Source organism: Actinoplanes sp. URMC 104 (genome assembly GCF_051386375.1).
Classification (GTDB): domain Bacteria; phylum Actinomycetota; class Actinomycetes; order Mycobacteriales; family Micromonosporaceae; genus Actinoplanes.
In genome coordinates this window covers 1,944,935-1,960,293 of record NZ_JBPQTO010000002.1, presented here as the reverse complement: position 1 = coordinate 1,960,293, position 15,359 = coordinate 1,944,935, and the positions used below count along the sequence as shown (strand labels likewise).

Below are 15,359 nucleotides of genomic sequence, written 5' to 3'. Positions count from 1 at the left end.
CTAGCTGGAGTTAGCACTATGCTTGCAATAGCTAGCACTCCGGGCTACCTTCGAACGCATGGCCGCACCCAAGGATCTGCCCGAGGACATCGGCGGTTTCATCCGTGACCTCCGGCAGACCGCCAGGATCTCGCTGCGCCAGCTCGCCGACAAGGCGGGCGTGAGCAACCCGTACCTCAGCCAGATCGAGCGTGGTCTGCGCAAGCCCAGCGCCGAGGTGCTCCAGCAGATCGCCAGCGCGCTGCGGGTGTCGACGCCCGCGATGTACCTGCGCGCCGGTCTGCTCGACAGCGACGGCCAGCCCGGCGTGCTGGCCGCGATCGCCGTGGACCCCGAGCTGACGATCGCCCAGAAGCAGTCGCTGTCGCAGATCTACGAGACGTTCCGCAACGAGAACGCGCGCCGGCCCGCCGAGGAGGCCGCCGCATCCGAGACCACTCCCACCGACGAGGAGCAGAAATGACCGACCAGACCAAGACCCGCATCCCCGCCCCGCTCTACGCCGCCGCCGGCGCCGGTGACCTCGCCGTCGAGCAGCTGCGCAAGCTGCCCGCCGTGGTCAACGACCTGAGCGAGCGCGCCGCGGCCTCGCTGCGCACCTACAACCTGCAGGCCGGCTCCAAGGCCGCCGAGCTGCGTGACAAGGCCTCCACCACCGACTTCGCCGCGCTGCGGGGCAACGCCGCCAGCGTCGCCACCACGTTCGCCCAGATCGCGCAGGACCGCGCGCTCGCGGCGTACACCGCCCTGGTGGCCCGCGGCGAGCGCGTGGTCGGCTCCGGCGTCATCGAGGCCGCCGACGTGGTCAACGCCGACATCGAGACCACCGAGGAGCCCGCCGCCGCCATCGAGGCCCCCGCCCCCGCCGCTCCCGCCGCGGAGAAGCCGGCCGCGGCCCCGAAGCCCCGGAAGCGCGCCGCCTCGAAGTGACGACCAGGCACGACATGATCAGCGGGGCCCGGCATCGGCTGGGCCCCGCGGCATAGACTTCCCCTCATGGCCTCCTCCGCGCCGCTCTTCTACGCCGACGTCGTCGGTTACCTCAACCTGCTCCTGCTCATCGTCTCGCTGGTCGTCCAGGCCGTCGCGTTGATCCACTGCTTGACCCAGCGGGGTGACGGATTCCAGGCCATCGGCACGCTGCCCAAGGGCGCTTGGGCGGCGATCCTCGCCATCTGCATCGTGCTGACGCTGCTGATCAGCGGCCCGGTCGGCATCTTCAGCCTGATCGGCATCGCCGCGGCGCTCATCTACCTGCTCGACGTCCGCCCCGGCCTCAAGGACCTCTCGGACGGCAAAGGCTTCTGGTGAGGCGGTTCGGCCCGCCGCCACCCGACGGCGGGCCCCGTCTGCACCGGCCCGACCCGACCGGACCGCGCTCGGGCCGCCCGACCCTGCCCGGCCCTCCGACCGAGGTCGTCTCCACCCCTTCCGGCGTACGCCTGGAGCAGTTGATCACCGGGGTGGGCACGCCGGTCACGGTGTTCGCGCACGGGCTCGGCGGTGACATCAGCGGCACGCGCCCGCTGGGCAGCGCGGTCTCCGGGCGCCGGGTCTTCTTCCACTTCCGCGGTCACGGCCGCTCCGACGCGCCGGTCGGCCCGTGGAGTTTCGGCAACCTCGCCGACGACCTGCGCGGCATCGCCGACCTGGCGGGCGCGACGCGGGCGCTGGGCGTCAGCATGGGCGCCGCGGCGCTGTGCCGGCTGCTCGCCGAGACGCCCGGCCGGTTCGAGCGGGTGGTCTGCTATCTGCCCGCGCCGCTCGACGGCACCCGGCCCGCGGCCGCCGAGGCGCGCGTCGAGCGCCTGCTGGCCGCGGTCGAGTCGGGCGAGGCGGCGTCGATCGCGGCCGCCGTGGAGGCCGAGCTGCCCCCGTCGGTGCGCAACACGCCCACCGGCTGGGCCTACCTGCGCCAGCGGGTCGAGCAGCTGCAGCGCGACGGCCTGGCCGCCGAGCTGACCACGCTCTGGCACGAGCCCGCGGTCCCCGACGAGGCGGCGCTGCGGTCCTTCCGCGGGCGGGCGCTGGTGCTGGGCTGTCTCGGCGACGAGGTGCACCCGGTCGCGTGGGCCGAGCGGCTCGCCTCGCTGCTGCCGGGCGCCGAGCTGCACGTGTACGACCGCCCGGCCGTCCTGTGGACCAACCGGGGCGAGCTGCGCGAGCGCGTCTCCGCGTTCCTCAACGCCTCTTCGTAGCCCCCCGGCCCGCGGCGGTCAGCTGGTCATCGTGACCGTGGCCCACTTGCCCTTGCTGGGGTTGCCGACCTTGTCGAACACCCAGTACCAGGCCTCGAGCTTGAAGCCCTTCGACAGCCCCGAGATCGGCACCGACCAGACGCCCGCCGAGTTGACCGTGGACAGACCGTAGGCCTCGTCCGGCAGGTCCGCGTCCGGGTTGGTGATCCGGACCCACTTCTTCGTGTAGAAGTTGAAGTAGTAGTCGCTGCTGGCGTTGTACTTGAACGCGGCGACCTGCGCCACGTCCGGGCCCGACTGGCTGTCGCGCCCGGTGCCGCGGATCGCCTTCCACGAGCTCGACCGGTTCGGGTTGGCCGGGTAGGTCAGCGCCGACGTGGGCGCCGTGACGTCGTACGCGACCGTCAGCGGGTTCGCGTCGCGCGCCGTCGCCTTGCCGTGCTCGTTCTCGAGCTGGACCTTGGGCCGCCAGGTCCCCTTGCCGAAGTAGTGCGGCACCGTGGTCGACTCGGCTCCCTCGGCGAGCAGCGTGAACTCGCCGTCGCCCCAGGTCGTCCAGGCCTGGTCGGCCGACGCGGGCAGCTTCGACGGGGTGAAGATCGCCTCGGTCAGGTAGCTGCCGCCGTCCGGGTCCGGTGCGGTGTAGACGGTGCTCTTCTGCCACGCCAGGGTGCCCGGCGCGGTGGTGACCGCGACGTTCGGCGACGCGATGGTGCCGGTGCCGGCCACCGTGCCGTCGTTGAGCGCCACGGACACCGGGAAGGAACCGGCAGCGGCGTACGTGTGGGTCCAGGAATCCTCGCCGGCCGCCGCGGTCGTGCTGGTGCCGTCGCCCCAGGTGATGACCCGGCTGATGGCCTCGGGCAGGGTGTCGTCGTCGGCGAGCGCGGTCTGCGTGAGCTTGACCTGCTGACCGGTCCAGAGCGTGGTGGTGTCGAGCGTGAACGTGCCGGTCGGCGCCGTGCCCGCGGCGAGCGCGGGAGTGCCGGCGCCCACGACGCCGGCGGCCAGCGCGGCAGCGAAGAGGGCGGGCAGGCCGCGACGGTAAGCGAGATTCATCTGTCCCCCGTGGGTGATGCCTCCCCCTCCCGACAGAGGGGAGCCAGCGGACAGTACCGGCCGCACCCCGCATTGATCAACCCCGTTCTGCCAGGTGAGCCGTAACCTTCCGCGGTTGTTGGAGCGTTGACTAGGACGTGCGGCTATCCCCCAAATCAGTCTTTGTCGGACTCGTGGTGCTCGGCCTTCCCGTCGCCGTCTCCGTCGGCTGGAACCTCGCCACTCCCGCCGAGCGCCCCGCTGCAGTGGGCGTCCCCGGCGGCGAGGGCGGCCTGGGCGCTGCGCCCGCCGGCGCCGTGACCAAGGAGCCGGTCGCCGCCGTCCGCTTCTCGGCCCGGCCCGGCCGGCCACCGTCCTCCGGAGTCCCCGTCCCGACGACGTCCGGGGTCCCCGCCCCGTCGTCGTCCGTGCTGCCCACGTCCCCGCTGCCCGCCGGGACGACGCCGGTGGTCACGCTGTCGCCCGTCCCCACGGCGACCTCGACGCTGTCGCTGCCGCCGCTCACCATGCCGCCGGTGCCGACGCCCACGGAGATCGTCCCGCCGCCGAGCTGGGAGCCGCCGTCCTCCGAGCCGGAGGGGAGCAGCGAGACGCCGACCGCCGCACCCGAGGGCTCCTCCGTGCAGCGGGCGACCTCCCGGTGGCACATGTGGCGCGGTTTCGCCGGCGCCCGCGGCTTCGCCCGCGACCGTCGCTGACCCGTACAACGACCGGATGCTGGTGGTGAGCATCGCCGATACCGCGGCGAGGCTCTGCAACTTCATCAAGGGCTGTCGGAGACCCTGCTCGGCCAAGGAACGCCGACGACCGCGGAGAACCATGCCGAGGCGGCTCCTGACAAGCTTTTCCACGACAATCGCCCTGTCCGGAACGGCGTGGAGGAGCTGTCTACCGAGCTCTTGAGGGGTATCTGTGACTGACGACAAGGATCGGCAGCGCGACGACAACACCGACGTGGTGGCTCTCGCCGGGAAGGTGCGTGCCGTGCTCGAACTGGCCGGTTTCGGTCCGGCCATGGTCGGGCCGTTCGACACCCACCCCGGCGTCGAGGTGCAGATCGACGACTCGCCCAGAAGTGAACCAACGCTGTGGGTGCGCTGGCGGCCATCGCGAGACCTGGAGCAGGCCGTCGTCGAGAAGTACCGCCAAGCGGCGGCCGGCGATCCGGTGGTGGAGTTCAACCACGCCATGACGACGCGCATGGGACAGACCTTGGCCGACATACTCGCGCTCGCCGGTTTCGACGTGCAGCTCGGCGTGAACGACTATGCCCACGACGACATTCTTGTTTCGGGATGCGGCGACAGCGCCGTGCTCGACCTCGCGACGGCCTCACGCGGGGTGCTCTAGGCTGCCCGGCGTGACCCCTGTACGGCAGTTCCTCACCGGCGCGGGCCTGCTCGGCCGGGGCCTCGGCATCGTGCTGCGCAATCCCAGGCTGCTCGGGCTCGGCCTGCTGCCGGCGCTGATCGCGGGCGTGCTCTACGGCACGGCGCTGTTCTTCCTCGTCGACTACCTGCCGGAGCTGTCCGCCACGGTCACGTGGTTCGCCGACGGGTGGGCCGAGGGCGTCCGGGACGTCGTACGGATCTTCGCGGGGTTCGGGCTGCTCGGGGTGGCGGTGCTGCTCGGCGTGCTGACGTTCACGGCCGTCACGCTGCTCATCGGCGACCCGTTCTACGAGCGCATCTCGGAGCTGGTGGAGGACCGGTTCGGCGGGGTACCGGATGCCGTCGACACCGGGTTCTGGCCGTCGCTGCGGCGCAGCCTCGTGGACTCGCTGCGGATGATCGGGCTGTCCGTGCTCGTCGGCATCCCGCTGTTCCTGCTGGGCTTCGTGCCGGTGGTGGGGCAGACGGTCGTGCCGGTGCTGGGCGGCGCCGTCGGTGGATGGCTGCTCGCCGTCGAGCTCACGGGCGTGCCGTTCCAGCGGCGCGGGCAGCGGTTGCGGCAGCGCCGGGCCGTGCTGAAGGCGCACCGGCCGATCGCGCTGGGCTTCGGGGTGGCCGTCTTCTGCTGCTTCCTGATCCCGCTCGGCGCGATCCTGCTGATGCCGGCCGCGATCGCGGGCGCCACCCTGCTCGCCCGGCAGACGCTGGGCCACTCGATCCAGGCCGCGCCGGGCCGGCTCGCCGAGCACCAGGCCCGCCGGTAGGCAGCAGGCACAGGCGGATTCGCAGACCACCAGGCGGCCGGTAGGCAGCAGGCTCGGGCGGATCCGCAGACCACCGGGCCGGCCGGTAAGGCAGCAGGCTCAGGCGGATTCGCAGACCATCAGGCCGGCCGGTTAGGGAGCGGGCTCAGGCGGACTCGCGGACCACCAGCTCGGTCGGCAGCACGACGGCGTCGGGCAGGGCGTCGGCGCCGTTGATGAGGCCCAGCAGCTGGCGGGCCATCGTGCGGCCCATGTCGGCGATGGGCTGGCGGACCGTGGTCAGCGGCGGGTCGCTGTAGCGGCTGATCTCGAAGTCGTCGAAGCCGATCACCGCGACGTCGGCGGGAACGCGGCGGCCGGCGTCCTTGAGGGCGAGCAGGGCGCCGTGGGCCATCATGTCGGAGGCCACGAACACCGCGTCCAGCGCCGGGTCGTCGGCCAGCAGCGTCCGCATCGCCCGGATGCCGGACTCGCGGGTGAAGTCGCCGATCGCGACGTGCTGGGCGAGGCCGGCCTCCTCGAGCGTGGCGCGGTAGCCGGCCAGCCGGTCGATGCCGGCGACCATGTCCTGCGGGCCGGCGATCGTGGCTATCCGGCGGCGGCCGGCGGTGACCAGGTGGCGTACGGCCGCGCACACCCCGCCGAAGTGGTCGACGTCCACGTAGGGCACGTCGGCCTCGCCGATCGGGCGTCCACTGCAGATCACCGGGATGCCGAGCCGCACCAGCGTGCCGGGCAGCGGGTCGGCGCCGTGCATGGAGGCGAACATGACGCCGTCCACGTGGCCGGCCACGGCGTACCGCTCGACCCGGTCGTGGCTCTTGGCGGACCCGGCCATCATGAGCACGAGCTGCTTGTCGGCCGCCTCGAGCTCGACGCCGACGCCGCGGATGATGGCGGGGAAGAACAGGTCGTCCGAGAACACGCGGTTCGCGGTCTCGGGCAGGATCAGCGCGATCGACTCGGTGCGCTGGGTGACCAGGCTGCGCGCGGCCTGGTTGGGCACGTAGCCCAGCTCGTCGACGGCGCGGGTGACCGCCTCACGGATGGAGGCGGCCACCGACGTGGAGCCGTTGACGACGCGGGAGACGGTCGCCCGGGACACCCCGGCGCGGCGCGCCACTGCCTCCAAGGTCGGCCGCTCCCGCGTCACCAAAAAGCTCACCCCTCGTCAGAGCCCGGCGCGGCGATGCCGTTGCGCCGGATCACCTCCCGGTACCACTTCGCGCTGTCCTTCAGCGTCCGCTTCTGGGTCGTGTAGTCGACGTGCACGACACCGAACCGCTTGCGGTACCCCTCGGCCCACTCGAAATTGTCCATGAGCGACCAGACGAAGTAACCCCGCAGATCGACGCCGGCCGCCAAGGCATCATGGCAGGCCCGCAGGTGGCCGTCGAGGTAGTCGACCCGCCGGGCGTCGTGGACCTCGCCGTCGGCGGACGGGACCTCGGGGTACGCGGCGCCGTTCTCGGTGATCAGCAGCGGCACGCCGGGGTAGTCGTCGTTGATCCGCTTGAGCAGGCCGGTCAGCGCGGACGGCTCGATGCGCCAGTTCATGTCGGTGACCGGGCCGTCGGGCGCGTGGAAGGCGATGCCTTCGCTGCCGGGCTGCTCGGGCGAGGCCGGAGCGCCGGGCTTCGCCGAGACGTACGCGGGCTGGTAGAAGTTGATCCCCAGCACGTCGATCGGGGCGTTGATCGTCGCGAGGTCGCCGTCGGCGATGTACGACAGGTCGGTGAACCGGGACATGTGCTCGAGCATGTCCGCCGGGTACTGGCCCTTGAACAGCGGGTCGAGGAACAGCCGGTTGGACAGCCCGTCGATGATCCTGACGGCCTCCTGGTCGCCCGCGCTGGTCGGGTCGACCGGCAGCGCCACGTTCGGGTTGAGCGTGATGCTGATGCTCTGCGCGCCGGCCGAGCGCAGCGCGCGGGCCGCCAGGCCGTGCCCGAGCAGCAGGTGGTGCACCGCGGCGAAGACGGCGGCCGGGTCCTGCTTGCCGGGCGCGTGCACGCCGCTGCCGTACCCGAGGTAGGCCGAGCACCAGGGCTCGTTCAGCGTGGTCCACGTCTTGACGCGGTCGCCGAGCCGGGCGTGGACGATCTGCGCGTACTCGGCGAAGGCCTCGGCGGTCAGCCGGTTGGCCCAGCCGCCCAGGTCCTCGAGCGTCTGCGGCAGGTCCCAGTGGTAGAGCGTGACGACCGGGTCGATGCCCTTGCCGAGCAACTCGTCGGTGAGCCGGTCGTAGAAGTCCAGGCCCTTGACGTTGACCGGGCCGGTGCCGTCGGGCTGGATCCGCGGCCAGGCGACCGAGAACCGGTACGACGCCAGGCCGAGGTCCGCCATCAGCGCCACGTCCTCGACGTAGCGGTGGTAGTGGTCGCAGGCGACGTCGCCGGTGTGCCCGGCGTACACACGTCCCGGCGTGCGGCTGAAGGTGTCCCAGATCGACGGGCCGCGACCGTCCTCCCGCGCCGCGCCCTCGATCTGGTACGACGCCGTGGCGGCGCCCCAGATGAAGTCGTCGGGGAAGGTGATCGCGGCGAGGGCCGGCTGCGCCGACGTGGACGTGACGGTTGCCGTCATGCGTTCCCCTCACAGAGCTTCGCGAAATCCGAACTTAACCGGTTAATCATAGGGGCGGAACCGCTCCCGGTTAACCCAGTAAGTCGAATGTAAGCGCCGCGACCGGAGTTCTCAGCCGGTCCGCAGGGCCGTGAACAGGCGAGGGTCGCCGGTGACGACCACGCTCTCGGCGCGCTGCCGGCCCCAGAGCGAGAGCAGCAGATCGCTGGCCGTGCCGGTCGCCTGGGCCCGCGCGTGGTGATCGTCGGTGTCGAGGATCGTCATGGTGTCGAGCAGCGCGACGCCCATGCCGCGCAGCCGGATGAACCACTCGTGGGCGACGTCGGTGGCCACCAGGTGGACGACGCCGTGCAGGTCGGTCGGGCCGAGCCGGCGGCCCGCGGGCAGCCAGGTGTCGAGCACCTCGCTGATGCCGTCGGCGGCCAGCTTGCTCTCGATCGGGGTGGCGCGCCCGGCCGCGGCCTCGGCGTCCCAGCGGTGCACGGAGATCTCGTGGGCCATCCGCCGGTGCCAGAACGAGGCGGTCTTGGCCTGCGGCGCGAAGTTCCACGCCGGGAAGTCGGCCTCCAGCGCCTCGAGCGTCTCGATCGTGCCGGTCAGTTCGCGGCGCAGGCCGTCGAGCGCGGCCTGCCACTCGGGGCGGGGCGGCACCTCGCGTTTCGCGGGCCGGGTGGTGACGCCGCGTGGCGCGTGCTCGCGCACCTGGTGCAGCACCTCGGTGAGGTGCTCGACCAGGTCGGCGACCGTCCAGTCGGGGCAGGCGGACACGACGGCGTCCGGGCCGGCCTGCGCCACGGCGTCCTGCAGCGCGGGGCTGTCGGCCCGCAGCGCCGCGAGCCAGAAGTCCTTCGTCGCGTGCAGCCTGTTCATCGCGATTCTCTCCCGATCCACCGGACCGCCGGTGAGATGCCCGAACCGTTGAGCCTAGGGTTGTTGCCGTGCCTGACGTTACCGCCGCATCGCAAACCGACCTGTCGGCGTACACGACGCTACGCCTCGGCGGCCCCGCCGGCATCTTGACGGTCGCCTCCGAAACGGACCAAGTGGTGGCTACCGTGCGTAATGCCACGCGGGATCGCCGTCCGGTGTTCATCCTCGCGGGTGGCAGCAACGTCGTGATCGGGGATCAAGGCTTCGACGGTACGGTCGTGCTGCTGCGCACCCGGGGGATCCGCCAGGTGGGTGAGCAGGACGGCGGCGTCGTGCTGCGGGTCGCCGCGGGGGAGCCGTGGGACGGCCTGGTGGCGTACGCGGTGGAACGGGACCTGTCGGGCATCGAGTGCCTCAGCGGCATCCCCGGCTCCACGGGCGCCACCCCGATCCAGAACGTCGGCGCGTACGGGCAGGAGGTCGCGCACACGATCGTCGCGGTGCACGCCTACGACCGCGAGCAGGACACGGTCCGCGCGATGACCCCGGCCGAGTGTGGCTTCGCCTACCGCGCGAGCGTCTTCAAGCACAACGACCGCTACGTGGTGCTGGAGGTCGACTTCGGGCTGGCCCGTTCCGGCGAGTCCGCCCCGATCCGGTACGCCGAGCTGGCGCGCAACCTGGGCGTCGAGGTGGGCGACCGGGTGCCGTTGCAGCAGGCCCGCGACACCGTGCTCAAGCTGCGCGAGCAGAAGGGAATGGTGCTCGACGCCGAGGACCGCGACACCTGGTCGGTCGGGTCGTTCTTCACCAACCCCGTGGTCAGCGCCGCGGAGTGGGCCCGGCTGGGGCTGGACGCGCCGCACTGGCCCGGCGACGACGGCACGGTGAAAATCCCGGCGGCCTGGCTGATCGAGCGGGCCGGTTTCCCCAAGGGCTTCGCCGGCGCCGGGGTGGCCATCTCGAGCAAGCACACGCTGGCGCTGACCAACCGGGGCACGGGCACCACCGGTGCGCTGCTCGACCTGGCCCGCACCGTGCGCGACGGGGTGCGCGAGCGCTTCGGCGTCGAGCTGCACCCGGAGCCCGTGCTGGTCAACTGCGCGCTGTAGGGCCTACTCCCAGCCGAAGACCTGGGTGTAGTACGGCACGCCGTTGGCGGCGTAGACGACGCCCGTGCCGATCGACTTGGCGCCGCAGTTGAGCATGTTGGCGCGGTGCCGCGGGCTGGCCATCCATGCCTGGATCACTTCGGTGGCGGTGCGGTATCCCCACGCGATGTTCTCGCCGGACGGCTGCGCGTAGCCGGCCAGGTGCGACCGGCGGACGAACGTGGTCCCGTCGCTCCACACGTGGCTGAACCGGCCGGTCCGGGCCATGTAGACGCTCTGCCGCACCGACGCCACCGTCAGGTCGTGGTCGACGATGAGCAGCCGCCGGCAGCCGTTGACCCACCGCTGCCGGTTGGTCATCGTGACGACCTGGGACATCAGCACCCGCGGAGCGACCGCGGTGGCGGCCGCGGGCTTCGGCGGCACGGGCACGGTCGCGTGCGCGGGCACGGCCACGGTCAGCAGTGCGGCCGGGGTGGCCACGAGCAGCACGAGACGGCGCACCACCTGGTGGAGCACGGTTGCCTCCTCTTCCCTGAGCGGGCCGAGTCGCCCACCAGGGATATCGCATCCTTTTCCGGACCGTACGTCCCTTATTTGCCGAAAACCGGAATAGCGGTACGAGAAGCTGTCAGGCTGGGGGGATGGCCGCGAACCGGCCGCAAGCGCGCTTCCAGCGATCCGTGCGGACCGCGCCCCCGAGGGCGAATAGCCCGCTAATCTGTCACTGTCCGTAAATAGACCGTGACATCACGCTAACGTGAGCTTTGCGCGGTTGGTTTCGCCGGCGGTCGCCGGCGCCGAGCACACGACCTCGACCTGCACCGGGCGCCCTCGGCGCCGCGGGCGGGCGGCCGTGTCCGGACACGAGCGCGAGCGAGGGGTGGGGCAGGGTGAGCACAGGATGAGTCGCCTACTCGTCGTCGAGGACGATCCGGACATCGCTCTGGCGCTGCGCATGCTGTTCAGCCGCGCGGGCTACGAGGTGGCGCACGCCGGCGACGGCCGTACCGGTCTCAAGGAGGCGTACGCCGAGCACCCCGACCTGGTGGTGCTCGACGTCGGCCTGCCCGAGATGGACGGCTGGCAGGTGCTGGAGCGGCTGCGCGACGTCTCCGACGTGCCGGTGCTGGTGCTGACCGCGCACGGCCAGGAGGCCGAGAAGGTGCGCGGGCTGCGCGGCGGCGCGGACGACTACCTCACCAAGCCGTTCGCCAACAACGAGCTGCTCGCCCGCGTCGAGGCGCTGCTGCGGCGCTCCTCGAGCGGGCAGAACAACTGGGCCAGCCAGGTGTACGACGACGGGCTCGTGCACCTCGACCCGACCAAGCGGCGGGTGTACGTCAAGGGCGACGAGAAGCGCCTGACGCCCACCGAGTTCCGGCTGCTCAACGCGCTGGTGCGGCACGCCGGTGCGGTGCTGAGCCCGAACCAGCTGCTGACCCAGGCGTGGGACGACCCGACCGGCATCGGTCAGGAGCGGGTCAAGTTCGCGGTGCTGCGGTTGCGCCGCAAGCTCGGCTGGTCCGATCCCGAAGAGTCACCTATCGAGTCCGTCCGCGGTTTCGGCTACCGCTATCGCCGCCCCGGCGGAGAGTCCTGATTTCCCATCGGTAGTGGTTCGGGTGCTCTCAGGTGACGCACAGAGGCGTCGATGAGGGCCTTGGGACGGCGAGCAGGAGGTAACAAGCGTGGAAGACCTTGGTGAGATCGTTGGCGAATTCCTCATGGAGAGCCACGAGAACCTGGACCAGATCGACCGCGACCTGGTGGAGCTGGAGCAGGACCCGAACTCCCGCGATCTGATCTCGCGCATCTTCCGGGCGATCCACACCATCAAGGGCACCAGCGGCTTCCTGGCGTTCAGCCGCCTGGAGAAGCTGGCGCACGCGGGCGAGTCGCTGCTGTCGAAGCTGCGCGACGGTGTCATGCCGGTGACCCCGACGACGATCACCACCCTGCTCGCCACCATCGACGGCGTCCGCTCGATCCTCGCCTCCATCGAGGAGACCCAGGCCGAGGGCGATGTCGACATCGACAGCATCATCGCGCAGGTGAACGCGCAGATGAACGCCGGCGAGGCGGCTCCGGCCGAGGCTGCGCCGGCACCTGCGGCGGCCGAGGCCACCGAGGAGACCGAGGCGGCGGAGGTTCCACAGCCCCTCGAGGAGACTCCCGTACGCCCGGCGCCCGAGCCGGTCGACAACCAGCGCAAGCCGATCGGCGAGATCCTCGTCGAGAGCGGCGCCGCCCAGCCCCAGGACGTCGGCTCGGCGCTGCAGCAGCAGATCGAGGGCGACGAGCGCAAACTCGGCACGATCCTGCTCGACGAGGGCAAGGCGCAGCCGGCCGCGGTCAGCGAGGCCCTGCAGGCGCAGGCGCCCAAGCGCAGCATCGCCGACAGCGCGATCCGGGTCGACGTCGACCTGCTCGACACACTGCTCAACATGGTCGGCGAGCTGGTCCTGGCCCGCAACCAGCTGGTCCGCGGCGTGATGGAGACCGGCGACGCCACCCTCGTACGCAGCGCCCAGCGGCTCGGCATGATCACCAGTGAGCTGCAAGAGGGCATCATGAAGACCCGGATGCAGCCCATCGAGCACATCTGGTCGAAGCTCCCCCGAGTCGTCCGGGACCTGAGCAACGGCCTGGGCAAGCAGGTCCAGCTGGTCATGCAGGGCAAGGAGACCGAGCTCGACCGGAGCCTGCTGGAGGCGGTCAAGGACCCGCTCACCCACCTGGTGCGCAACGCGGTCGACCACGGCATCGAGGAACCGGACCAGCGGGTGGCGGCCGGCAAGGGCCCCGAGGGCACGCTGACGCTGCGCGCCTATCACGAGGGCGGCCACGTGGCGGTCGAGGTCGCCGACGACGGCGCCGGCCTCAACGTGGAGCGGATCGCGCAGAAGGCGGTCGAGAACGGCCTGCTGCGCCCCGACCAGATCCCGCACATGGACCGCCGCGACATCATGGCAATGGTCTTCCAGCCGGGCTTCTCCACCGCTGCCAAGGTCACCAACGTCTCCGGCCGCGGCGTCGGCATGGACGTCGTCAAGACCAACATCGAGAGCATCGGCGGCGCGGTCAGCGTCGACTCGACACCCGGCGAGGGCACGGTCTGGCGGCTGACGATCCCGCTGACGCTCGCGATCATCCAGGCGCTCACGGTCGACTGCGGAGACCAGCGGTACGTCGTGCCGCAGGTCGCGGTGCTGGAGCTGGTGTTCATCGACGGGCAGTCGACCCGGATCGAGTACGCCTCCGGGGCGCCCGTCTACCGCCTGCGGGGCAAGCTGCTGCCGCTGGTGCGGCTGGACCGCGCGCTCGGCCTCGAGGTCGGCGGCGACCAGGGCGTCTACATCATGGTGCTGCAGGCCGACGGCCGGCGGTTCGGCCTGGTCGTCGATCGGGTGCTGAACACCGAGGAGGTCGTGGTCAAGGCGCTCAACAGCCGGTTCAAGGACATCGGGCTGTACGCGGGCGCGACCATCCTGGGCGACGGCAAGGTGGGGCTGATCCTCGACGTGTCGTCGCTGGCCCGGCGCAGCCACCTGACCGCCGACGCCGAGCGGCAGAACCTCGAGGCCTCGGCCCGGGCGGCGAAGACGGGTGGCACGGGCGAGCGGCTGCTGGTGACCGCGGTGGGTGAGCGGCGGGTCGCGATCCCGCTGGACACGGTCACCCGGCTCGAGGAGTTCCCACGCGACCGCATCGAGCATGCGGGCTCCCGCGAGGTGGTGCAGTACCGCGGGCAGATCCTTCCGTTGGTGCGGCTGTCGCACCTGCTCGGCGCGTACGGCGAGGAGCCGGAGGGCAACACCGTCTCCGTCGTCGTCTACAGCGAGGGGACCAAGAGCGTCGCGCTGGTGGTGGACCGGATCGTGGACATCGCCGAGAACTCGGCCACCACCGCCCGCCGGGACGCCGAGGAGGACGGCCTGGTCGGCACCGCGGTCATCCAGCAGCGGGTCACCGAGCTGCTCGACGTGCGCCGGGCGATCCTCGCCGCCGACCCCAACTTCTACACCGACCTCGAGAACGACGACCTGCTGGTGGAGGCCTTCTGATGGCGAGCCGGCAGTTCGCGACGTTCGAGGTGGCCGACCAGCTCTTCGGGGTGGAGGTGCACACGGTGCAGGAGGTGCTCTCGTACAACGAGTACACCCCGGTGCCGCTGGCGCCTCCGGCCATCGGCGGGCTGTTCAACCTGCGCGGCCAGGTGATCGCGGCGGTGGACCTGCGCGTACAGCTGGGTCTGGTCCGCAAGGCGCTCGAGGGGCCGGTGATGAACGTGATCCTGCGCGGCGACGGCGAGCCGGTGAGCCTCGTCGTGGACCGCATCGGCGAGGTGGTCGACCTCGACGACGACACGTTCGAGCCGCCGCCGGACACGCTCAGCGGCCCCACCCGGGAGCTGGTCGTGGGCACGTTCAAGCTGGACGGGCGGCTGATGCTGGCCCTCGACGTGAACGCGGCCGTCGACACGACCCGCGCCACCATCTGATGTACAGCCTCGTCAGCGCCCCGGTGCTCGGGTTCGACCTGACCCGCCTCACCGGCGGGGCAGCCACGGCCGAGGTGATGCTGCGCGGCCTGCGGCTGCAGGCGGCGGACCTGCCGGTGCTCGCCGGGCGTCTGCCGGACGAGGGCGTCCGCGGTCCGCTCTGGGTCGAGGTGGAGAGCGCCGCCCGCCGGATGCCGTCGCTCAAGGGCATGTCCAGCCAGGACCCCGCGAGCAGCCTGGCGCTGGTCGAGCGGGCGCCGATCGGGACGGTCGACGCGCTGCTCACCTGCGTGCGCTACGACGTCATGGCGTGGACCTGGACCGGTACGGGCCGGGACGCGCAGCAGTCCGAGGTGGCGGCGGCCGCGACCGCGCTGATCTGCGACGCGGCCGTGGCGAGCTACCTGCGGGAGGTGCTCGACGCGGACACCCGCCGCCGGCTGGGCGCGGGATGGGTCGCCGCCATGCGCAAGCTGCCGCCCGGCGCCCCGATCGACCTGGGCCCGCACCACTACACGGTCTCGGCTCTGCTCGACCGGCTGCGGCACCTGCGGCCCAACGACCTGAGCCGCCTGCTCGCCTCCGCCGAGGACGCGCGCCGCAACGCCGGGGGCTGGTCGCCGGCCGTGCATTCGGCGTCCTGGGCGGCCTATCTGTCGGATCGGGTCCGCACGGCCGCCGCGGCGCAGATGCTGTTGGTGCAGGCCGTCGACTCGGCCGCCATTCCGCTGGCCGACCGGGCCGGCGGTGTCTGGAACATGCTCAGCGGCGCGGTGCAGGCGCTGGTGGTGCGGGATCTGCTCGACACCTCGACCGCCCATCGGCTGCTCGCCCCCGTGGTTGCGGCACTCGGCCCGGCGTGGCTCGGGTGAGAA

The 15,359-nt window shown here is 71.7% G+C and carries 17 protein-coding genes; 12 read left to right on the top strand and 5 right to left on the bottom strand.

Annotation, left to right across the window (positions count from 1 at the left end; translation table 11 throughout):
• The first annotated feature begins 58 nt into the window (after positions 1 to 58).
• The 4 genes from ACSNN8_RS10225 (at position 59) to ACSNN8_RS10210 (ending at position 2,198) form a co-directional block, all read left to right on the top strand.
• On the top strand, positions 59 to 463 hold the full coding sequence (locus ACSNN8_RS10225; RefSeq protein ID WP_436648412.1) for a helix-turn-helix domain-containing protein: 405 nt from the start codon (positions 59 to 61) through the stop codon (positions 461 to 463).
• Entirely contained in the window at positions 460 to 930 is a 471-nt protein-coding gene (locus ACSNN8_RS10220) for a hypothetical protein (protein ID WP_436648411.1), read from the top strand. Before ACSNN8_RS10225 ends, ACSNN8_RS10220 begins: the two co-directional genes overlap by 4 nt.
• 66 nt (positions 931 to 996) lie before the next feature.
• Positions 997 to 1,311: a DUF2516 family protein gene (locus ACSNN8_RS10215; RefSeq protein ID WP_436648410.1), complete on the top strand. Its 315-nt coding sequence runs from the start codon at positions 997 to 999 to the stop codon at positions 1,309 to 1,311.
• Positions 1,308 to 2,198, top strand: a complete 891-nt coding sequence (locus ACSNN8_RS10210; protein ID WP_436648409.1) for an alpha/beta fold hydrolase — start codon at positions 1,308 to 1,310, stop codon at positions 2,196 to 2,198. Before ACSNN8_RS10215 ends, ACSNN8_RS10210 begins: the two co-directional genes overlap by 4 nt.
• An 18-nt stretch (positions 2,199 to 2,216) precedes the next feature.
• Here ACSNN8_RS10210 and ACSNN8_RS10205 read toward each other — a convergent pair whose 3' ends face one another.
• Positions 2,217 to 3,257, bottom strand: a complete 1,041-nt coding sequence (locus tag ACSNN8_RS10205; protein ID WP_436648408.1) for a hypothetical protein — start codon at positions 3,255 to 3,257, stop codon at positions 2,217 to 2,219.
• A 176-nt stretch (positions 3,258 to 3,433) separates the two neighbouring features.
• Between ACSNN8_RS10205 and ACSNN8_RS10200 the strand changes: the two genes are divergently transcribed.
• The 3 genes from ACSNN8_RS10200 to ACSNN8_RS10190 all read left to right on the top strand — a co-directional run bounded on the left by ACSNN8_RS10200 (position 3,434) and on the right by ACSNN8_RS10190 (position 5,412).
• A complete protein-coding gene (locus ACSNN8_RS10200) occupies positions 3,434 to 3,955 on the top strand; it encodes a hypothetical protein (RefSeq protein ID WP_436648407.1) in 522 nt (173 codons plus the stop codon).
• Positions 3,956 to 4,169: 214 nt separating this feature from the next.
• Positions 4,170 to 4,607, top strand: a complete 438-nt coding sequence (locus ACSNN8_RS10195) for a hypothetical protein (RefSeq protein ID WP_436648406.1) — start codon at positions 4,170 to 4,172, stop codon at positions 4,605 to 4,607.
• Positions 4,608 to 4,617: 10 nt separating this feature from the next.
• The gene (locus ACSNN8_RS10190) at positions 4,618 to 5,412 is read left to right on the top strand and encodes an EI24 domain-containing protein (protein ID WP_436648405.1); all 795 of its coding nucleotides are present in this window, start codon (positions 4,618 to 4,620) and stop codon (positions 5,410 to 5,412) included.
• A gap of 145 nt (positions 5,413 to 5,557) precedes the next feature.
• On the opposite strand, the gene ACSNN8_RS10185 is transcribed toward ACSNN8_RS10190, so the two are convergent.
• The 3 genes from ACSNN8_RS10185 to ACSNN8_RS10175 all read right to left on the bottom strand — a co-directional run bounded on the left by ACSNN8_RS10185 (position 5,558) and on the right by ACSNN8_RS10175 (position 8,868).
• On the bottom strand, positions 5,558 to 6,568 hold the full coding sequence (locus tag ACSNN8_RS10185) for a LacI family DNA-binding transcriptional regulator (protein WP_436648404.1): 1,011 nt from the start codon (positions 6,566 to 6,568) through the stop codon (positions 5,558 to 5,560).
• Positions 6,569 to 6,573: 5 nt separating this feature from the next.
• A complete protein-coding gene (locus tag ACSNN8_RS10180) occupies positions 6,574 to 7,998 on the bottom strand; it encodes a GH1 family beta-glucosidase (protein WP_436648403.1) in 1,425 nt (474 codons plus the stop codon).
• A 111-nt stretch (positions 7,999 to 8,109) separates the two neighbouring features.
• On the bottom strand, positions 8,110 to 8,868 hold the full coding sequence (locus tag ACSNN8_RS10175; RefSeq protein WP_436648402.1) for a maleylpyruvate isomerase family mycothiol-dependent enzyme: 759 nt from the start codon (positions 8,866 to 8,868) through the stop codon (positions 8,110 to 8,112).
• 68 nt (positions 8,869 to 8,936) lie between these two features.
• Between ACSNN8_RS10175 and ACSNN8_RS10170 the strand changes: the two genes are divergently transcribed.
• Entirely contained in the window at positions 8,937 to 9,980 is a 1,044-nt protein-coding gene (locus ACSNN8_RS10170; protein WP_436648401.1) for a UDP-N-acetylmuramate dehydrogenase, read from the top strand.
• Between the two features lie 3 nt (positions 9,981 to 9,983).
• Here the strand turns inward: ACSNN8_RS10170 and ACSNN8_RS10165 are convergent, their stop codons facing one another.
• Positions 9,984 to 10,499 carry a CAP domain-containing protein gene (locus tag ACSNN8_RS10165; protein WP_436648400.1) on the bottom strand — a complete coding sequence of 172 codons (516 nt, stop codon included), beginning with the start codon at positions 10,497 to 10,499 and terminating at the stop codon, positions 9,984 to 9,986.
• 385 nt (positions 10,500 to 10,884) lie between these two features.
• Between ACSNN8_RS10165 and ACSNN8_RS10160 the strand changes: the two genes are divergently transcribed.
• The 4 genes from ACSNN8_RS10160 to ACSNN8_RS10145 all read left to right on the top strand — a co-directional run bounded on the left by ACSNN8_RS10160 (position 10,885) and on the right by ACSNN8_RS10145 (position 15,356).
• Positions 10,885 to 11,583, top strand: a complete 699-nt coding sequence (locus ACSNN8_RS10160) for a response regulator transcription factor (protein ID WP_436648399.1) — start codon at positions 10,885 to 10,887, stop codon at positions 11,581 to 11,583.
• Between the two features lie 88 nt (positions 11,584 to 11,671).
• A complete protein-coding gene (locus tag ACSNN8_RS10155; protein WP_436648398.1) occupies positions 11,672 to 14,047 on the top strand; it encodes a chemotaxis protein CheW in 2,376 nt (791 codons plus the stop codon).
• Positions 14,047 to 14,484, top strand: a complete 438-nt coding sequence (locus tag ACSNN8_RS10150) for a chemotaxis protein CheW (protein WP_436648397.1) — start codon at positions 14,047 to 14,049, stop codon at positions 14,482 to 14,484. The genes ACSNN8_RS10155 and ACSNN8_RS10150 overlap by 1 nt, the downstream gene beginning before the upstream one ends.
• Complete coding sequence (locus tag ACSNN8_RS10145) at positions 14,484 to 15,356, top strand: hypothetical protein (RefSeq protein WP_436648396.1); 873 nt, start codon at positions 14,484 to 14,486, stop codon at positions 15,354 to 15,356. Before ACSNN8_RS10150 ends, ACSNN8_RS10145 begins: the two co-directional genes overlap by 1 nt.
• Positions 15,357 to 15,359: the final 3 nt, after the last annotated feature.